Origin of the sequence: Mycobacterium sp. Aquia_216, from assembly GCF_026723865.1 — a bacterium.
Lineage (GTDB): Bacteria > Actinomycetota > Actinomycetes > Mycobacteriales > Mycobacteriaceae > Mycobacterium.
The window spans coordinates 501,866-521,148 of the sequence record NZ_CP113529.1; the positions used below are offsets into that span (position 1 = coordinate 501,866).

Consider the following 19,283-nt stretch of genomic DNA (forward strand, 5'->3'; position numbering starts at 1 on the left):
TGCGCCATGCTGGGACCCGGGGGTCGCAGGTTCCCGGCATCGGGCCCGCGCGCCCAGCTCGAGCGACGACGGAGGGAACGCAGTGAACGAAGAACAACGCGACGTCATGGCGACGGGCCACGGCTTTATCGCCGCGCTGGATCAAAGCGGCGGAAGCACTCCAAAAGCCTTGCAGCTCTATGGGATTGAGCAGGACGCATACGACGGCGACGAGCAGATGTTCGACCTTATCCACCAGATGCGCGCGCGGCTGATAACGAGCCCGAGCTTCACCGGCGACAAGTTGATCGCGACCATCCTGTTCGAGCAGACCATGGACCGCGCCATCAACGGCGAGGATTCCGCGGCGTTTTTGTGGAAGCAAAAGCACATCGTGCCGTTCGTGAAGGTCGACCAGGGGCTGGCCGACGTCGAACACGGCGTCCAGCTGATGAAGCCGATGACCAAGCTCGACGCCTTGTTGCAGCGCGCCGTCGACAAGGGCATTTTCGGTACCAAGATGCGTTCGTTCATCCAAGAACCCGACGGCGCGGGCATCAAGGCCGTCGTCGACCAGCAATTCGACTACGCGGACAAAATCGCCGCGGCCGGACTGATGCCGATCATCGAGCCGGAGGTCAGCATCAAGAGCCCCGACAAAGCCAAGGCGGACGGTCTGCTGGTGTCGGCGATCAGCGCCAGGCTCGATCAACTGCCCGGCGACCGGCAGGTCATGCTCAAGCTGACCTTGCCGGACGAAGAAAACCTCTACACGCCGCTGATCGGTCATCCGCGGGTGTTGCGGGTGGTCGCGTTATCCGGCGGGTACAGCCTGGACGAGAGTTGCGCAATCCTGGACCGCAATCATGGCCTGATCGCCAGCTTCTCGCGCGCCCTGACCGAGGGGCTGACGGCCCAGCAGACCGATGCCGAATTCGACGCGAAACTGGGATCGAATATCGACCGGATATACGCGGCATCGGTCACATAACCGCTGCCTACGACGCGCGGCGCACTAATGTTCAAGCCATGGCTCCGAAGCTGCCCTCGCCGAAGATTCTGCTCGAATGGCCCGTTATCCGTCAGCTGCGATCCGGAGACGCCTTCGGCCGCGGGCCGGCGGTGACCTCCAAGCAGACCCGTGCCATCACTTCGCGCACCACGACTGCCGACCGGGTCGTGCAAAGCGTGTGCCCGTACTGCGCGGTCGGCTGCGGCCAGCGGGTGTTCGTCAAGGACGAGAGGGTCGTCCAGATCGAAGGCGACCCCGACTCGCCGATCTCACGCGGGCGGCTGTGCCCCAAGGGGTCGGCGAGCGAGCAGCTGGTCAACTCGCCCGGCCGGCAGCTCGAGGTGCTCTATCGCGCCCCGCGGGCAACCGAATGGCAGCGCCTTGACCTGAACACCGCGATCGACATGGTGGCCGACCGTTTCCTCGAGTCCCGTCGCCACACCTGGCAGGACATCGACAAGAAGGGCAACCTGCTGCGCCGCACCATGGGGATCGCCGCGCTCGGCGGTGCGACGCTGGACAACGAAGAGAACTACCTCATCAAGAAGCTGTTCACCGCCGCGGGCGCCATCCAGATCGAGAACCAAGCTCGTATTTGACACTCCTCCACGGTTCCCGGTCTGGGAGCCTCCTTCGGGCGCGGCGGCGCCACCCAATCACTGCAAGACATGGCCAACGCGGATTGCATCATCATCCAGGGCTCCAACATGGCCGAGTGTCATCCGGTGGGATTCCAGTGGGTTGAGGAGGCCAAAGCCCGTGGGGCGCGGCTGATCCACGTCGATCCGCGCTTCACCCGTACCTCGGCCGTGTCGGACAAGCACATCCCGATCAGGGCGGGCTCGGATGTGGTGCTGCTCGGCGCGCTGATCAACCACGTCATCAGCAACGACCTGTGGTTCAAGGAGTACGTCGTCGCGTACACCAACGCTGCCACGCTGATCAACGAAAACTTCAGGGACGCCGAAGAACTCGGCGGTCTCTTCTCCGGTTTCGATCCCGAAACCGGCCAGTACGACCAGTCCACCTGGGCATACGCCCAACAGGCGGACGACCACCCTGAGTCCGGAGTCGGCGACGAATTAGGCAGCGGCGGTGCACCATTGCCACACGCTGAGGTGCTGCGCGACGAGACCCTGCAGCATCCGCGGACGGTATTCCAGATCCTCAAGCGGCATTACGCGCGTTACACACCGGAGATGGTGCGCGACCTCTGCGGCATCAGTCTCGCGGATTTCGACTACCTGGCCCGTTCCATCGTCGAGAACTCCGGGCGTGAGCGCACCACCTGTTTCGCGTACGCCGTCGGATGGACACAACACACCCTTGGCGCCCAATTCATCCGCACCGCAACAATTTTGCAACTGCTGATGGGTAACGTCGGACGCCCCGGCAGCGGCATCATGGCGTTGCGCGGCCACGCCAGCATCCAGGGCTCCACCGACATCCCCACGCTGTTCAATCTGCTGCCCGGTTATCTGCCGATGCCCAAGGCGGGTACGCACGACACTCTCGCCGATTACCTCGACGCGGTCGGGTCCAAGGAGCAGAAAGGCTTCTGGGCCAACGCCGATACCTATATGGTCAGCCTGCTCAAGGCGTGGTGGGGTGACGCCGCGCGAGAGGACAACGACTGGGCCTACGACTACCTGCCGAGGCTGTCCGGGCCGCACGGGACCTACCAGACCGTGATGGGCATGCTCGACGACGAGGTGGAGGGCTACTTCCTGCTGGGCCAGAATCCCGCGGTCGGGTCGGCGCATGGCCGGATGCAGCGACTCGGCATGGCGCACCTGAAATGGCTTGTGGTGCGCGACCTCAATCTGATCGAGTCGGCCACTTGGTGGAAGGACGGTCCGGAGATCGCGTCCGGGGAGCTGGAGACCGAGAAGATCGAGACCGAGGTGTTCTTCTTCCCGGCGGCCACGCACGTGGAGAAGGCGGGAACCTTCACCCAGACCCAGCGGCTGATCCAGTGGCGGCACAAGGCACTCGAGCCGCCCGGCCAGTGCCAAAGCGAATGCGAGTTCTTCTACGAGCTGGGCAAGCGGATCAGGGAGCGGTTGGCGGGTTCGACCGACGAACGCGACCGGCCGCTACTCGACCTGACGTGGGATTACCCGACCGATGAGCACGGCGACATCGATGGCGAGGCGGTGCTGGCCGAATACAACGGCCGCCACCTCGCCGGTCCTGATGCGGGGCGGCCGGTGTCGTCGTTCACCGAGCTGCGCGCCGACGGTTCGACCGCGGCTGGCTGCTGGATCTACGCCGGGGTGTACGCGAACGGCGTCAATCAGGCCGCCCGCCGGGTGCCGCACGGCGGTCCTTCGCCGAGTCAGTCGGAGTGGGGATGGGCCTGGCCGGCCGACCGCCGGATTCTGTACAACCGTGCGTCGGCCGACCCGGACGGCAACCCGTGGAGTGAGCGCAAGCGCTACATATGGTGGGACACCCAGCAGCAGCGGTGGGTCGGCCATGACGTGCCGGACTTCGTGGTCGACCGGGCGCCGGGCAGCCGCCCCGACCCCGGCCTCGGCGGCCCGGCCGCGCTGGCCGGTGACGACGCGTTCATCATGCAGGCCGACGGCAAGGGTTGGCTGTTCGCCCCCAAGGGTGTGGTCGACGGGCCGCTGCCCACGCACTACGAGCCGCAGGAGTCGCCGGTCGCCAACGCGCTGTACCCGCAACAGCAGAACCCTTCGCGAATCATTTTCCCGCGCAAGGACAATCTGAGTGCGCCGAGTGCTGGTGAGCCCGGCGCCGACGTGTACCCGTACGTGTTCACCACCTACCGCCTCACCGAGCACCACACTGCCGGCGGCATGAGCCGGTGGCTGCCCTACCTCTCCGAGTTACAACCGGAGATGTTCTGCGAGGTCTCCCCGGAGTTGGCCGCCGAACGCGGGCTCGAGCCCTACGGATGGGCCACCCTCATCTCACCGCGCTCGGCGATCGAGGCCCGGGTGCTGGTCACCGAACGGATGACGCCGCTGCGGATCGGCGACCACACGGTGCACCAGATCGGGCTGCCCTACCACTGGGGTGTGGGCAGCGACGCGGTGGTGAGTGGGGACGCCGCCAACGACCTCCTGGGTGTGACGCTGGACCCGAACGTGCAGATCCAGGAGTCCAAAGCCGGCTCCTGCGACATCCAACCGGGCCGCCGTCCGCAGGGTGCCGACCTGCTGCGGCTGATCGCCGAGTACCAGTCGCGCGCGGGCGCCACGGTCGAGACGGACAATGTACGAGTCACCGAAGCCGTCTGGGAGGTCATCGACCCGGAGCACGGGCAGAACTGGAGGGGCGCCGATGGGGCAGCTGACCGGACCGACTGACCCCGCCGCAGACGCCGGTTGGGGAGATGCCAAGCCGCGCAAGGGTTTTTTCACCGATACCTCGATCTGCATCGGTTGCAAGGCCTGCGAAGTCGCGTGCAAGGAGTGGAATCGCAACCCGCGCGACGGCGACCTCGAACTGCTGGGTTCGTCCTACGACAACACCGGTGCGCTGGGCGCCAGCACGTGGCGGCACGTGGCGTTCATCGAGCAGAGCCGGGACCGCATCGACGAGGCCCGCGAATCCGGCCGTGCGTTGATCGGTTTGGGTATGCCGGCTTTCCCTGGCACCCAAGACAACACCGACACCAAGCCGCCCGACACCCCGGAGTTTCGTTGGCTGATGTCGTCAGACGTGTGCAAGCACTGCACGCACGCCGGCTGTCTCGACGTCTGCCCGACGGGAGCGCTGTTTCGCACCGAGTTCGGCACCGTGGTGGTGCAGCACGACGTGTGTAACGGCTGCGGCACGTGCGTGGCGGGATGCCCGTTCGGCGTGGTCGAGCGCCGCAGCGACGGCACGTATGCCACGCCGGCGCGACAGTCGGATCAGCTGGCTCATGACTACGTCACCGGCGTCGCCCAGAAGTGCACCCTGTGCTACGACCGCCTGGTCGAAGACCAGGTACCCGCTTGCGCCCAGACCTGCCCGACCACGTCGATCAAATTCGGCAACCACGACGAGCTGGTGGACCGGGCGCACCGGCGTGTCGCCCAGCTGCACGCCGAGGGGCGCACGGAGGCAAGGCTTTACGGCGCCAACGAGCACGACGGCGTCGGCGGCACGGGGTCGATCTTCCTGTTGCTCGACGAACCTGAGGTCTACGGTCTGCCACCCGATCCGCGGGTGTGCACGGCCGACCTGCCGACCATGTTCAAGCGCGCCGGCATGGCCGCGGCCGGAATGGTCGGGGCGGCCGTACTGGCGTTCTGGGGGAGCCGATGAGCACCTCGGAATTCGACAGCTTCCGCCCACCGGAACCCAAGGGCGGCAGGCGCCGGAAGGGAAGGCGTGCGGGGCGTCGGGGCGGCGGCAGTGGCTCCGATGGTTCCCGCGAGATGCCGATGGTCCCCGACGCCGAGTTCACCTCGTATTACGGGCGCCCGGTGGTCAAGCCCCCGCCGTGGGGACACGAGGTCGCGGCGTACCTGTTCCTGGGTGGCGTCGCCGGTGGGTCCGGTCTGCTGGCGGCCGGCGCCCAGCTCACCGGTCGAAAAACATTGCGCCGCAACACAAGGTTGTCTGCTCTGGTCGCGGTGTCGCTGGGCGCGGTCGCGCTGGTGAAGGACCTGGGCCGGCCCGAGCGGTTCGTCAACATGCTGCGGACGATCAAGCTGACCTCGCCGATGAGCGTTGGTTCGTGGATTCTGAGCCTGTTCAGTGCCGGCATCGGAGTCGCCGCGATCTGCGAGATCGATCGGATGACCGGCGAGCGAATCCCGTTGGGCCCGTTGCGGCCTGTGCTGCGCGCCGTGGAGGCACCGGCCGGCTTGGGCGCGGCGGTGCTTTCACCGCCGCTGGCCGTCTACACCGCGGTGCTGCTCACCGACACCGCGACCCCGACGTGGAACGCCGCGTATCGAGACCTGCCGTTCGTGTTTGCCAGCTCGGCGAGCCTGGCCGCATCGGGATTGGCGATGATCACCACCCCGGTCGCCGAGGCCGGCCCCGCTCGCAGGCTGGCCATCGTCGGCGCGGTCAGCGACCTGATTTGGGCCAGGTTCACCGAGCACCGGATGGACCCGGTGACCAGGGAGCCGCTGCACCACGGCACGCCTGGCCGGTTACTGTCCTGGAGCGAACGGCTCGCCGCCGCAGGCGGTTTGGGCGCGTTACTCGGCGGGCACCGCCGCGATGTCGCCGCGCTGTCCGGCTTGGCGCTGCTGACGGCGTCGGCAATGCTGCGGTTCGGTTTCTTCGAGGCGGGCAAGGAATCGGCCCGCGATCCTCGCTACACGATGGAGCCGCAGAAACGCCGGCTGGCCGCACGCCGCGCCGCGGGAATCACGGACGACTCGATAACGACCGCCGGCTAGCGAACCTCGATGCCCGCGCCCGCGACGGTGTGGCCGATCACCGGGTGACCGGGTAGCTCGCCGACGACGAGCAGGCCGCCCGAGGTTTGCGCGTCGGCGAGCAGCAGCAGGTCATCCTCGGTCACGCCGGCCCCGGGACGCAGATGCGGTCGGACCCAATCGAGGTTGCGCCGGGTCCCGCCGGAGACGAACCCGTCGCGCAGCGCCTGGCGTGCCGCACCGATCACCGGAACCGCGGCACGGTCAATGACGGCCCCCACCTTCGAGGCCCGGCACATCTTGTACAGGTGCCCGAGCAACCCGAAGCCGGTCACGTCGGTGGCCGCGCGCACACCGCCGGTCACCGCGGCCTCGGCGGCGTCGCGGTTGAGCCGGGTCATCGTCGCGATCGCTTCCGCGAAGACCTCACCGGTCTGTTTGTGTCGATTGTTGAGCAGCCCGACACCGAGCGGCTTGGTCAGGGTCAGCGGCAGACCCGGTTGGGCGGCATCGTTGCGCAGCAATCGGTCCGGGTCCGCCACGCCGGTCACCGCCATGCCGTACTTCGGCTCCGGGTCGTCGATGGAGTGGCCCCCGATCACCGGGCAGCCCGCCCCCGCTGCCACCGCCAATCCACCGCGCAGCACCTCGGTCATCAGCTCGAGGGGCAAAACATCGCGCGGCCAGCCCACCAGGTTGATCGCGACCACCGGGCGTCCGCCCATCGCGTAGACATCGGAAAGCGCGTTGGCCGCCGCGATCCGGCCCCAGTCGTAGGCGTCGTCGACGACGGGCGTGAAGAAGTCCGCCGTGGAGAGCACCGCGATATCGCCGACCAACACCGCGGCCGCGTCGTCGCCGTCGTCGAGGCCGACCAGAACGTTCCCGTTCGTCTGTCCGGTCAGGCCGCGGACCGCCTGTTCGAGCTCGCCGGGCGGGATCTTGCAGGCACAGCCACCACCGTGCGCGTAGCCAGTCAGCCGAGTCTGCGTCTGGGTCATGCCACGAGCGTACGAGCAGCCCGCGGGCTCACGCCGGATCCGCCTCGCGGCGACCACGGCGAACGTAGTCACAGTGGTCGCTCGGAAGTGGACACAACGACCATTGGCGCTGACCACGCTAGTTTGTGCATGGAGGCGTTTGGGTTCCTGGTGGTCCCCCCGGTCTTCAAAACCGGTGAGATCGAGTATCTCGGTCTGGCGGGTTCGATTCCCGTCCGCCTCCGCCAGTCGCGGACCGAGGAGGGCGAGGAGGCAAGTGACACAGGTCGACCCGCGCCGCCTGATTCCGCGCACGGATCAGTTGCTCTCGCTGCCGGCGGTGCGGCAGGCACGGAGCCGGCTGGGCGAGCACGCGGTCGGAGCCTTGGTGCGCGAAATCCAGGACCGGGCCCGCCGCGGCGAACTGCCGCCGGAACAGGTGCAGGACGCGGTGCTGACGGCCCTGGCCACGCACCGGAACACACGGTTGCGCCCCGTGCTCAACGCCACCGGTGTCGTCGTGCACACCAACCTGGGGCGTGCGCCGTTGGCCGCGAGCGCGGTCGACGCACTGGTTTCCGCGAGCGGCTACGTCGACGTGGAGCTCGACCTCGCCACCGGCGCCCGGTCGAAGCGCGCGGTGGCCCTTCGCCAGGCATTGCTGGAGGCCTGTCCCGCGGCCGAGGACGCGTTGGTGGTCAACAACGGCGCCGCCGCGCTGGTGTTGGCGACGACCGCGCTGGCGTCGGGTGGTGAAGTCGTGGTGAGCCGCGGGGAGCTGATCGAGATCGGTGCCGGCTTCCGGCTGCCCGACCTGATCGCCTCCACCGGTGCCCGCCTGCGCGAGGTCGGAACGACCAACCGCACCCATTTGAAGGACTATGCCGACGCGATCGGGCCGCAGACCGGATGCGTGCTGAAGGTGCATCAGAGCAACTTCCGGGTGGAAGGATTCACCTCCGCCGTCGCGGTGTCCGAGCTGCGGGCGCTGACGACCGAGAAGGGGGTGCCCCTGGTCGTCGACCTCGGCAGCGGGCTGCTTGCTCCCGACTCGCTGCTGCCCGACGAGCCCGACGCCGCCACCACGCTGGCCGAGGGTGCCGACGTGGTGACCGCCAGCGGCGACAAACTACTCGGCGGCCCGCAGGCGGGCATCGTGTTCGGTCGCACGCAGGTGGTCACGCGGATGGCACGGCATCCGCTGGCGCGTGCGGTTCGCGCCGACAAGCTCACTCTCGCCGCGCTCGAGGCGACGGTCCGGGCGGGCACCTCACCGGTGACCGAGGCCCTGCACGCCGATCCCGAACGGCTGCGGGCGCGGGCAGTACGTCTCGCCGACGCGGTTGGCGCGGCCGTCGTCGAACACGACGGCCGGGTCGGTGGCGGTGGAGCCCCGGGCGTCCCGTTGCCCGGGTGGGCGGTCCGCCTTCCCGAGCCCGCGGCGGCCGCCCTTCGCGCGGGTGAGCCCGCCGTGCTGCCGCGGGTACACGACGGTGCCTGCCTGCTGGACCTGCGCTGCATCCCCGAGTCCGACGACGATCGCTTGCTGGCGGCGGTACGCGCCGCGCTGGCGGAGCCGCCCGAGGCGGACCACTGAGCACACACGTCGTCGCCACCGCCGGCCACGTCGACCACGGCAAGAGCACTCTTATCCGCTCCCTCACCGGCATGGAGCCCGACCGGTGGGCGGAGGAACGCCGCCGCGGCCTGACCATCGACCTCGGGTTCGCGTGGACCACATTGCCGTCGGGCCGCGAGGTGGCGTTCGTCGACGTGCCCGGACACCAGCGCTTCCTGGCCAACACCCTGGCCGGCCTCGGCCCGGCGCCGGTGATTTGCTTCGTCGTCGCCGCGGACGAGGGGTGGCAGGCACAGTCCAGCGACCACCGCGACGCGCTCGCGGCGCTGGGAATCCGGCACGGTCTGATCGCGATCACCCGCGCCGACCGCGCGCCGGACCGTGCCGCGGATGCGCTGTCCGAGGCACGCGATGAGCTGGCCGGTACCGGGCTGCGGGACGCGCCGGGCGTCATCGTGTCGACGGTGGCCGGGACGGGCCTGACCGAGCTGCGGGCCACCCTCGATCGCGTTCTCGAGCAACTGCCCGCACCCGAGACCACCGCCCGGGTGCGGCTGTGGGTCGATCGCTCCTTCACGATCACCGGCGCGGGCACCGTCGTGACCGGGACGCTCGCGGCCGGCACGGTGGCTCGCGGCGACCGGCTGGACCTGCTCGGCGCGGATCAGCTGCGGTCGGTGGTGATCCGCGGTCTGCAAAGCCGGGGCGAGTCCTATCCCGCGCTGGGACCGGTGGCCCGGGTGGCGCTCAACCTGCGCGGCGTCTCGCGCGATGCCGTCCACCGCGGGCACACGCTGGTCACCCCCGATGCGTGGCCGAGCACCGGCACGCTCGACATCCGCCGTACCACCGGTGGCCCGTTGACCGAGGCTTCGCCCCAGCTTGTCGTGCATGTCGGCACCGCGGCCGTGCCCGCGCGGCTGCGACCATTCGACGACGACCATGGCCGGCTCACGCTTGACCGGCGGCTGCCGCTCGTCCTCGGCGACCGATTGGTGCTGCGTGACCCCGGCGGCCAGCGGGTGCTCGGCGGTGCTGTGGTGCTCGATGCCGATCCCCCGGTGCTGCGGCGACGCGGTGATGGAACCCGCCGCGCCGCAGCCCTGAGTGGAATGGAGGCCGCCGGCGACGTCGGCGCCGAGGTGGCCCGTCGCGGTGTGGTGCGCGAGAGCCATCTTCGCCGGCTGGGGCTGCTGCCGTCACCGAACGCGATCCCCGCGGAGGTGCGGGTGCTCGACGGCTGGTGGGTGCACGGCGCGACGTACGACGCCTGGCGGGAGCGCCTGCGGACCGCGGTCGAGGAGCTGCACGCACGAGACCCGTTGGCAGAAGGTCTATCTCGCGGCGCTGCGGGTGACCTGCTGGCGTTGCCGGACGAGTCGCTGCTCGACGCCGTGACCCGCGACGCGGGACTCGAGCAGCGCGGCGGCCACCTTCGGGCGGCCGGCGCCGGCGATGACCTTGGCCGCGCCGAAGCCGCGGTAGGCGAGTTGGAAGCGCGGCTGCGGGCCGACCCGTTCCATGCACCGGAAGCTGACGACTTATCGGCGCTGCGGCTGTCCGCCCGCGAACTGGCCGCGGCAGAGCGCGCCGGGCGGGTGTTGCGGCTGCGCGACGGCGTGGTGCTGTTGCCCACCGCACCCGCCCTGGCGATGCGCGAGTTGGCCCGGCTCGATCAGCCGTTCACCACGAGCCAGGCGCGCCAAGCCCTCGGCACCACGCGACGGGTGGCGATTCCGTTGCTGGAGCACCTGGACTCGCGGGGCTGGACCCGGCGACTGGACGCCGGTCATCGAGAAGTGGTCCATTGATGTCCGAGCCGAATTCCTTTGTCGTGGAGGTATTTACGTGATCATCGTGGTTGGCGCGGGAATATGCGGGCTTGCCGCCGCCTACGAGTTGTCACGGCGCGGACAGCAAGTGGTCGTGTACGAACGCGGCGAGCCGTTCGCCGAACAGTCCGCGGGTCTGGCGCGCATCTTTCGCATCGCACATCAGCGTTCGGCGCTGTGCGGGCTCGCGATCCAGGCCCGCGCCGGCTGGCAGCGCTGGGAGACCGAGTTTGACGTCGGGCGGCTGCTCGGTTCCGAGGGGTTCATCGCGGCGGCTCCCGCGGAGGAGACCGCGGCGGCGATGACGGCGGCCGGCGCCGAGTTCTCCTGGCTTGACCGCGACGAGATCGAGATGCGGATCCCCTTCGTCGCCGCTCCGTGGGAGGCCGGGATCTTCGATCCCCTCGGTGGCAGCCTGCGTATCCGCCGTGCGCTGGCCGCCTTGGCGGCCCGGGTGGAGATACGGCGTGGCCGGGTCGTTTCGCTCGCCGACGACGGCTCGGTCCGTCTGGCGGATGGCACCGTGCTGCGGGGCGACCAAGTCCTGGTCTGCGTGGGAGCCCAGACACCGGAACTGTTCGGCCCGCTCGATGTCGAATTCGTCCCCCATACCCGCTTCACCTACCAGGGCGCGGACGCCACCGGTGCGGCCTGCCTGTCGGCGCCCGAGGGGTACGGACTACCTCTCGGCAGCACCGGCCGCTGGGCGTTTGGTCAGCAGATACCGGAGCCCGCCGGCGTGCGCGCGCTCTTCCCGTCGCTATCGCCGGTGGGCCAGGTGGACTGCGTCTCGGTGCGCGCTCCGTGGCTCGACGCGGGAGGGGATGGGTGGATGGCGGTGCGCCGGGGCTCAGCGGTCGCATTCGTCGGCAGCAACCTGATGAAGTTCGGGCCATTACTCGGCGAACTACTCGCACAGGCCGCGTGCGGCGGCGGCCTGCCCAGCGAGTTGACTCTCGCGTGAGTCGAAAGCTGTTGCACCACAAACTACTTCAGATCTGCGATCTCAACACGCCTTCGGCGTCATGCGGTGGAGCGATCCGGTAGACGGTAAATGAGCCATGATGGTCGCGAAGCAGCAGTAGCTCAGTAAGGGAGCCCAACATTCTCGCGTTGAGAAAAATTCGACTGCCGATGCGTGTGTTGTCTTTGCGCACGATCGTCATCGTTGCCCAATTGGGAGTGATCGCCCTGGTCTTCACGCTGGGCGTGTGGGTGTGGGTGGGCGTCACCAACGATCAATACAGCCAGCTCGACCGGCGACTGGATTCCGTTAGCAGCCTGGGCGACATCAACACATTGCTCAACAGCCCGCACCAGAGCATTCCCGATCGGCCGACGCCGGACGGCAACCTGGTACGCACCGCACGCATCGGGGAGTTGACGGTGTCGGTGCCCAGCAACATCGTGCTGCCCAAACTCGCGAACGGGTATGCGAACACCACCATCAACGGCGTGCAATACCGCGTCCGCACCTTTACCGCGGGCCCGGTTTCGATTGCGCTCGCCGCACCGCTGGCCGAGGCTCAACACCGGATCAACGAACTGCACCTGCGGGTGTTGTTGATCTGCGCCGGCGTCATCGGCGGCACGATCGTGGTCGGCTGGGTGATCTCGCTGATCATGGTCAATCCCTTCGTGCTGCTGGCCCGGCAAGCGCGTGCCATCAATGCCCAATCCAGTCCCGACGAGGTGCAGGTGCGCGGCGTGCGTGAGGCCGTCGAGATAGCCGAAGCGGTCGAACAGATGTTGGACCGCATCGGCAACGAGCAGCAACGCACCAGGGCCGCCCTCGAGTCGGCCCGCGACTTCGCCGCTGTTGCCTCGCACGAGCTACGCACCCCGCTGACTGCCATGCGCACCAACCTGGAGGTGCTGTCTACTTTGGAGCTGGCCGCCGAGCAGCGCGAGGAGGTCATCGGCGACGTTATCCGCACTCAGAGCCGCATCGAAGCAACGCTCACCGCGCTGGAGAGACTGGCGCAGGGCGAGCTGACCACCGTCGACGACTTCGTCCCGTTTGACATCACCGAACTCCTGGATCGCGCCGCGCACGACGCCCCTCGCAGTTACCCCGATGTGGAGGTGTCGCTGGTACCGTCGCCCACCGTATTGATGGTGGGATTGCCCACGGGCCTGCGGCTGGTGATCGACAATGCCATCGCCAACGCAGTCAAACACGGAGGTGCTTCCAAGATTCAACTCACCGTGAGCAGCTCTGGCGAAGGTGTGGAAATCGCGGTCGACGACAACGGCACCGGCGTGCCCGAAGAGGAACGCACCGCGGTATTCGAACGCTTCTCCCGCGGGTCGACGGCATCGCGATCGGGTTCCGGGCTGGGCTTGGCACTGGTCGCCCAACAGGCCGAATTGCATGGCGGGAAAGCGTCTCTGCACGGCAGTCCGCTGGGCGGATCACGACTTCTCCTGAAGCTCGCGGGTGACGGTCGCGGCCCTGCCTGAACCAAACAATGTGAAATATCCAGCAAGCCAAACGATTTAGTGCCAATAGAGACTTATGTCACCGCCCATTGCGAATTCGTAACGGTGTGACCAAAAAATTTGCATTCCATATGCGCCCGGCTTGTCCGGTTGACCCGCGCTGGTGGCGCACATACCTTCGAACAGAAGCCAGGCGATCCCAGCCGAACAACGGAGTTGGTGAAATCGCGTAATCGTCTGTGTACCAGCTTGTTACGTCGACGTTAGCTATCGCTGGGCGGGGCGATACTCCGTACGTCTCCCAGATGAACCCAACGAGGGAGGTACCGGTGCAACTCATCGAACAGCCCGAAGGGCGAACTGTCGGGGATCGATCCAGGTCACTGCGGGAGCGGCTGCGCCCGGTTTTCCGGCACGACCTGTCCTCGTCGCTTGTCGTCTTCTTAGTCGCGCTTCCGCTGTCGCTGGGGATCGCGATCGCTTCCGACGCGCCAGTGCTTGCCGGTCTGATCGCCGCGATCGTCGGCGGAATCGTGGGTGGAGCCATCGGGGGTTCGCCGCTGCAGGTGAGTGGTCCCGCAGCCGGCCTGACTGTCGTGGTAGCCGATCTGATCGGTGAATTCGGCTGGGGAATAGCGTGTTTCATTACCGCCTGCGCCGGTGTCATGCAGGTTTTGTTGGGGTTCAGCCGGGTTGCGCGGGCCGCCCTGGCGATCTCGCCCGTCGTCGTGCACGCGATGCTGGCCGGGATCGGCATCACCATCGCACTTCAGCAGGCGCATGTATTGCTGGGTGGGGAGTCCAAAAGCACGGCCTGGCGCAACGTCATTGAGCTGCCTCAGCAAATTGTGAACGCACATCGGCCCGGAGTCCTGCTGGGCCTGCTTGTGATCGGCATCATGATCGCCTGGCGATGGGCTCCCGCCAAGGTGGCCGCCGTTCCCGGCCCGCTGATCGCGATCGTGGTGGTGACGGTTGTCTCGCTGGTCTTTCCGTTCCACGTATCCAGGATTGAGCTGGACGGGTCGGTGCTGGAAGCGCTGCAACTGCCCACCATTCCACAAGGAAATTGGGGTGCCGTCGTTGTCGGCATCATCACGGTAACGCTCATCACCAGCGTGCAGAGCCTGCTGACGGCGGTGTCGATCGACAGAATGCACCACGGACCGCGCACAGACTTCAATCGCGAGTTGATCGGACAGGGCGTCTCGAACATCGTGTCCGGGGCGATCGGTGGCCTTCCCATCGCCGGTGTCATCGTGCGCAGCGCGGCGAACGTCCACGCGGGTGCGAAAACCCGCGCCTCGACGATCATGCACGGCTTCTGGATCCTGCTGTTCGCGATTCCGTTCGCGGAATTGGTGGAGCAGATCCCGGCCGCGGCTCTCGCCGGTCTGCTGATTGTCATCGGAATGCAGTTGCTGCAGCCGGCGCACATCGAAACCGCCATGAAGACGGGCGATTTGACCGTCTATCTGGTGACCGTCGTCGCCGTCGTTTTCATGAATCTGCTGCACGGCGTGATGATCGGATTCGCCCTGGCTATCGCGCTGACCGGATGGCGGGTGATCCGGACCAAGATCGAGGCGTCGCCGGCGGGCGACGAATGGCGGGTAGTCGTCGAGGGAGCGTGCACGTTCCTTGCCCTGCCCAGGCTTACCCGCGTGTTGGCGTCCGTCCCGGAGCGCACTACGGTCACCGTCCATCTGCTGACCAGCTATTTGGATCACGCTGCGCACCAGGCGATTAGCGACTGGCAGCGGCAGCATCACGCGACGGGTGGAACGGTCGTGATCCGTGGTGCGGTGGCGGTGGGCCACTCGATGCCGGGCCAGGCTGCTCCTGAGCAGCCCTAGCGCAACCCGGTTTACTTAGGCTACCCTAACTCAGACGATGAGTTAGGAGACACAATGTCGACGACCTGGATGGATGCCCTGCTGCACAAGAGGCGCCACAAAGGCGCCGCGCCTTACCCGCATCAGGCGGCGTTCCTGCTGAACAACCCGGTTCGCCGGGTGTTGTCGAATCCGGCGCGCAAGATCGACAGCGTAGGCCTCACCGGATCTGAACACGTGCTGGAAGTCGGGCCTGGCCCGGGCTTCTACAGCGTGCAGATCGCTCGCCGGCTCACCTACGGGCGACTCGACTTATTCGACCTTCAGCCCGAGATGCTGGACAAGGCGCGGCGACGACTCGAGCTGGCCGGTTTCCACGATGTCGGGTTTACGTCAGGCGAGGCAAGTGACGGGTTTCCCTACCCCGAAGACACTTTCGACGTCGCCTTCCTCGCGGCGGTGATCGGCGAGGTCCCCGACAAACCAGCATGCATCCGTTCGCTGGGGCAGGTGCTGAAGCCGGGGGGCCAACTCGTCTTCGCTGAGGCGTTCCCCGACCCGGACCGGATGAGCGTCCGGGAATTGCGCGATCTCGCCGAGCCCGAGGATTTCGACTTCGTCGAAGCGAGCGGAAATCGATGGCACGACATCGTGCGCTTTCGCAGGGCCGGTTGGTGATTGCCAAACATGGTTGTTCTCATGCAGTTTCGTGTTGGTGAGTGATCCCGGACCAACTAGGCCGTGGAGTGCGCCCGTTGGGCGATGTGTTCGTGTACGCAGCGGATGAAGGCGTGTGTCGCGGCGGAGCGCAGCTCGGCGTGTGGCGCGACGAGGTGAACTTCCCGTTGCAACAACGCTCCCCGCACGGGGCGCAGTACGAGCTCGGGATTGGCTTCGGCGCGGTTGCGCGCCACCGATTCGGGTAGCAGTGCCACACCCAGGCCCTCGCACACGAAATGAATGACCTCGTCGACGCGGGTGACTTCGAAGGCGACGCGACGCTGGACGCCGGCGAATCCGCGGTCGGTCTCGTGGCGCAAGCCGTACCCCGGCGGGAAGTCGATGAACGGAAACTCGGCCAAATCGCTCAGGGCGACGGCCGGACTGGCGGCAAGCCCGTTCTGGATCGGTAGCACGGCGACGAGCGACTCGGCGAATAAGTGCTCGAACGAAAGTCGGTCGCCCGACCGCGCGACGTTGGAGCCCACGATCGCCACGTCGAGTTTGCGATCACGCGTTGCTTGGACGAGAAGGTCGCTACCCCCGCTGCGCAGCGTCACCGTGACATCCGGGTAACGCGTGTGGAAGGTCGCCATGAGCGCGGCGACATCCAGGCTCTCCGAAGGAATCTCCATCATCCCGACGGTGAGCCGGCCGGTCACCGCGCCGCGCAACGCTTGCGCGTCGACGGTGATCTGGTCGACCCCGGCGATGACCTGCCGGAACAACGGCATCAAGGCGTCACCCGCGTGCGTAAGCGACACCGTCCGCGTGGTGCGGTTGAAGATCTGGACGCCCAATTCGTCCTCGAGTTTGCGCACCTGCTGACTCAACGCGGATTGGACGACATAGAGGCTGGCCGCCGCGCGAGTGAAACTGCGCGTTTCGGCGACGGCCAGCACGTAGCGGAGTTGTTGGAGATTCACTATTGATCACTCTCAGTGATTTATCGAATCATATCTATGCGCTGGACGTCTAAGTGCGAGAACCCGAGAATTGGCGCATGCCTGCAGGCGCCTGGCACGACGAACGGCCGGCCGCGGCCGTTGCCCCCGTCGCGACCCTGCGTGCCCAAGCCGGGTTGCGCACCAATGACTGCTCGTCCGTGCAGGTACGCAAGCGTGTCAACGCGGAATTCGAGGCGCTGCCCTTCCTCGGATCGTTGACGTGTCAGACGCCGACGGCCACGGCCGGCGCCGTCGAGGAACTCAGCTTCACCTACACGGTCGGGCGATCCGGCATAGCCGACAGCGGATGGCTGAAGTTGTGCTTCCGCTACTACTCGGACTGGGATTTACAAACCACCGAGCCCGCCGGTCGTGATTTCGCGACCGCAACACTGGTCAAACGATCGCTGATCGGCGGAGCGTCGCAAGAAGGCGTCGCCACCGCCCAACGCCTCACTCTCCGCTACGACGTGAAGGGGGGCGAGCGGCCGTTCCAGAAGTCATTGTTAATTCACGTGGTGGACGGCTACCTGCGCCCCGGCGATGTCATCGAGATCCGACTCGGTGACCGGCGTTACGGCGGGCCCGGCACCCGGGTGCAGACTTTTGTCGAGGACGACTTCGAGGTGCATCTGTTCGTCGATCCGCTCGGCACGTCCCGCATGGCGCACGCCGCCGTGGCGAAAATCGCCATCATTGCGGGGCCGCCGGCGAACCTGGTGGTGCAGGGCCCACGTGTGGTCGGCCCGAGCACGACAACGGTGCAGTTGCACGCCCACCTGCAGGACCGCTGGGGTAACGCCTGCCGTGACGTGCCCGCAATTGTGCGCGCGGAGGATCATGCCGCCGTCGACGGTCCGAACCTCGCCACCGCACAGACACCGGCGAGCGGTTGGGCTCACGCCGTGGTGAGCGTGCCGGCGCATTCGGGCTCTATTCGGGTAAGCGCGCAGATCGGCACCGCGACATTCGGGCCGGCGATCGCCGAGATCGATGTCGTCGGGGATCTGCCCGCGCCGCGGGCCTATTTCTGCGATCTCCATGTGCATTCCAACGACACGGTCGGAACACAAAGCACGGACTGGAACCTCCGGTACGGTCGTGATATCGGCGCCCTCGACGTCCTCGGCTACACCGCCAACGACTTTCAGATCACCGACGACGCCTGGTCGGAAGTTGTCGCCTCCTGCCGCGCGGCGTCCCAAGACGGCCAGTTCGTCTGCTTCCCCGGTGTGGAATGGTGCGGAAACGCCGGCGTGGGCGGTGATCACAATGTGGTGTTTCTCGGCGAGGACACCACGGTCGCAAGGAGTTTGGAGTGGCGCCAAGGCATGACCGCCACCGCGCCGACTCCGCAAACCTGGCCTATCACACAGCTGTATGCCGCGTACGAAAAAGATCCAGACTCCTATCTGCTGATCCCGCACGTTGGCGGCCGGCGCGCCGTGCTGGATTGGCATCATCCCGAATTGGAGCGTTTGATCGAGGTGCATTCCAGCTGGGGCAGCAGCCCGTGGTTCCTCGAGGATGCGCTTGCTCGCGGGCTCAAGGTCGGTGCCAGCGCCGCCAGCGACGAACATCGCGGCCGGCCGGGCGGCGGCGTTCCGGGAGCCAACATTTTCGGTGGCCACGGTGGCCTGACCGGCGTGCTCGCCCCGGATCTGACCGCCGAACACGTCGGTCGGGCACTTCGCTCGCGGCGGACCTGGGCGACCACGGGCACCCGCGCGGTCGCGCTGCTGCGTAGCGGCGATAATTGGATGGGCGATGAGATCCTCACCGCCGCTGACGAACTCGACGTCAACTACGCGATCTACGGTGGCGCCGGCTGGGAAGATCTGCTTATCTACGACACCCAGGGGTTACTCTGGCGGCGCGACATGAACGCCGAGACCGGGTTGTCGGACTCGCTGGTGCGGATTCGCTGGGGCGGCGCCCGGCACCGGGACCGCTACCGCTGGGCGACGTGGGCGGGCGAACTCAGCGTCAGTGGCGCCAGCGTCGATGCGGTGACACCCTGGGCCGCAACACATCCCGAGCAGATCATCGAGACGACCGGCCAAACGGTCAGCTGGCGTACCGTCACCTACGGTGCCGACATCGGTGTGATCATGCGCCTTGGCGACGTCGCGCGGGCACGATTGCATATCGATGCCACAGTCATTGAAGACGATCATCGAACGACGATGACCGTCACCGGTGCGGATCTCATCGCACAGTCCTGGCAGGAACAGAGCGCGGGCGGTCTCAACCTGCGAATCCGGGCTGAGCGCATCGCCGATCCATCGAGACTGCCTAGTAGCGTGACCGGGACGCTGACGGTGGGTCTACCACCGGAACACAGCGCGATCTATCTGCGCGCCAGGCAAAGTGACGGTCATCAAGTGTGGACCAGTCCGCTCTTCATAGCTCGGCCCCGAACGGAGCCGCGCTGATGGGAAAGATGATGGGCCAACCGGTCCTGACACGGCGTCGGCACGTTGATTTCGGCCGCATGACCTCAGCGGCCTGTCCGAGTTCGTTTGTCGCCGCTTGACCAATCCGGTCGTCTGGACCGTTCCAACCCCTCATCCTCTGGAGAACCCGTGTCTCACTCAAAAGTT

Annotated in this window: 13 protein-coding genes and 1 tRNA gene; 12 read left to right on the top strand and 2 right to left on the bottom strand. The window is 67.0% G+C overall.

The features are described from left to right. Positions 1-106: 106 nt before the first annotated feature. The 4 genes from OK015_RS02400 to nrfD are packed head-to-tail and all read left to right on the top strand — an operon-like array spanning position 107 to position 6,366. Positions 107-970, top strand: a complete 864-nt coding sequence (locus OK015_RS02400) for a fructose bisphosphate aldolase (RefSeq protein ID WP_268132380.1) — start codon at positions 107-109, stop codon at positions 968-970. 38 nt (positions 971-1,008) lie between these two features. Further along, positions 1,009-4,329 carry a formate dehydrogenase gene (fdh, locus tag OK015_RS02405; protein WP_268128978.1) on the top strand — a complete coding sequence of 1,107 codons (3,321 nt, stop codon included), beginning with the start codon at positions 1,009-1,011 and terminating at the stop codon, positions 4,327-4,329. Further along, the gene (locus OK015_RS02410) at positions 4,304-5,275 is read left to right on the top strand and encodes a 4Fe-4S dicluster domain-containing protein (RefSeq protein ID WP_268128979.1); all 972 of its coding nucleotides are present in this window, start codon (positions 4,304-4,306) and stop codon (positions 5,273-5,275) included. The genes fdh and OK015_RS02410 overlap by 26 nt, the downstream gene beginning before the upstream one ends. Next, the gene (nrfD, locus tag OK015_RS02415) at positions 5,272-6,366 is read left to right on the top strand and encodes an NrfD/PsrC family molybdoenzyme membrane anchor subunit (RefSeq protein ID WP_268128981.1); all 1,095 of its coding nucleotides are present in this window, start codon (positions 5,272-5,274) and stop codon (positions 6,364-6,366) included. The genes OK015_RS02410 and nrfD overlap by 4 nt, the downstream gene beginning before the upstream one ends. On the opposite strand, the gene selD is transcribed toward nrfD, so the two are convergent. Further along, a complete protein-coding gene (gene selD, locus OK015_RS02420; RefSeq protein WP_268128982.1) occupies positions 6,363-7,346 on the bottom strand; it encodes a selenide, water dikinase SelD in 984 nt (327 codons plus the stop codon). The two genes, nrfD and selD, sit on opposite strands and share 4 nt — an antisense overlap. Positions 7,347-7,477: 131 nt before the next feature. Here selD and OK015_RS02425 point away from each other — a divergent pair. The 7 genes from OK015_RS02425 to OK015_RS02455 all read left to right on the top strand — a co-directional run bounded on the left by OK015_RS02425 (position 7,478) and on the right by OK015_RS02455 (position 15,691). Beyond that, positions 7,478-7,573, top strand: a tRNA-Sec gene (locus OK015_RS02425). 29 nt (positions 7,574-7,602) lie between these two features. Beyond that, a complete protein-coding gene (selA, locus tag OK015_RS02430) occupies positions 7,603-8,922 on the top strand; it encodes an L-seryl-tRNA(Sec) selenium transferase (protein ID WP_268128983.1) in 1,320 nt (439 codons plus the stop codon). Then, the gene (selB, locus tag OK015_RS02435) at positions 8,919-10,715 is read left to right on the top strand and encodes a selenocysteine-specific translation elongation factor (protein ID WP_268132381.1); all 1,797 of its coding nucleotides are present in this window, start codon (positions 8,919-8,921) and stop codon (positions 10,713-10,715) included. Before selA ends, selB begins: the two co-directional genes overlap by 4 nt. Positions 10,716-10,752: 37 nt before the next feature. Further along, positions 10,753-11,700 carry an NAD(P)/FAD-dependent oxidoreductase gene (locus tag OK015_RS02440; RefSeq protein WP_268128985.1) on the top strand — a complete coding sequence of 316 codons (948 nt, stop codon included), beginning with the start codon at positions 10,753-10,755 and terminating at the stop codon, positions 11,698-11,700. A 170-nt stretch (positions 11,701-11,870) separates the two neighbouring features. Then, positions 11,871-13,199: a sensor histidine kinase gene (locus OK015_RS02445; RefSeq protein ID WP_268128987.1), complete on the top strand. Its 1,329-nt coding sequence runs from the start codon at positions 11,871-11,873 to the stop codon at positions 13,197-13,199. Between the two features lie 284 nt (positions 13,200-13,483). Beyond that, the gene (locus OK015_RS02450; RefSeq protein ID WP_268128989.1) at positions 13,484-15,034 is read left to right on the top strand and encodes a SulP family inorganic anion transporter; all 1,551 of its coding nucleotides are present in this window, start codon (positions 13,484-13,486) and stop codon (positions 15,032-15,034) included. Between the two features lie 69 nt (positions 15,035-15,103). Then, on the top strand, positions 15,104-15,691 hold the full coding sequence (locus OK015_RS02455) for a class I SAM-dependent methyltransferase (protein WP_326498539.1): 588 nt from the start codon (positions 15,104-15,106) through the stop codon (positions 15,689-15,691). A gap of 56 nt (positions 15,692-15,747) precedes the next feature. Here the strand turns inward: OK015_RS02455 and OK015_RS02460 are convergent, their stop codons facing one another. Then, complete coding sequence (locus OK015_RS02460; RefSeq protein WP_268128992.1) at positions 15,748-16,659, bottom strand: LysR family transcriptional regulator; 912 nt, start codon at positions 16,657-16,659, stop codon at positions 15,748-15,750. Between the two features lie 77 nt (positions 16,660-16,736). Here OK015_RS02460 and OK015_RS02465 point away from each other — a divergent pair, with 77 nt between their 5' ends. Further along, positions 16,737-19,115 (top strand): hypothetical protein, encoded by a 2,379-nt coding sequence (locus tag OK015_RS02465; protein ID WP_268128993.1) that lies wholly within the window; start codon positions 16,737-16,739, stop codon positions 19,113-19,115. Positions 19,116-19,283 lie beyond the last annotated feature (168 nt).

Bases quoted from the DNA above. Each gene is read 5' to 3' on its own strand.
- OK015_RS02400 (WP_268132380.1), top strand. From the start codon at position 107: ATGGCGACGGGCCACGGCTTTATCGCCGCGCTGGATCAAAGCGGCGGA.
- OK015_RS02410 (WP_268128979.1), top strand. From the start codon at position 4,304: ATGGGGCAGCTGACCGGACCGACTGACCCCGCCGCAGACGCCGGTTGG.
- nrfD (WP_268128981.1), top strand. From the start codon at position 5,272: ATGAGCACCTCGGAATTCGACAGCTTCCGCCCACCGGAACCCAAGGGC.
- selD (WP_268128982.1), bottom strand. From the start codon at position 7,346: ATGACCCAGACGCAGACTCGGCTGACTGGCTACGCGCACGGTGGTGGC.
- OK015_RS02445 (WP_268128987.1), top strand. From the start codon at position 11,871: ATGCGTGTGTTGTCTTTGCGCACGATCGTCATCGTTGCCCAATTGGGA.
- OK015_RS02450 (WP_268128989.1), top strand. From the start codon at position 13,484: ATGAACCCAACGAGGGAGGTACCGGTGCAACTCATCGAACAGCCCGAA.
- OK015_RS02455 (WP_326498539.1), top strand. From the start codon at position 15,104: ATGGATGCCCTGCTGCACAAGAGGCGCCACAAAGGCGCCGCGCCTTAC.
- OK015_RS02465 (WP_268128993.1), top strand. From the start codon at position 16,737: ATGCCTGCAGGCGCCTGGCACGACGAACGGCCGGCCGCGGCCGTTGCC.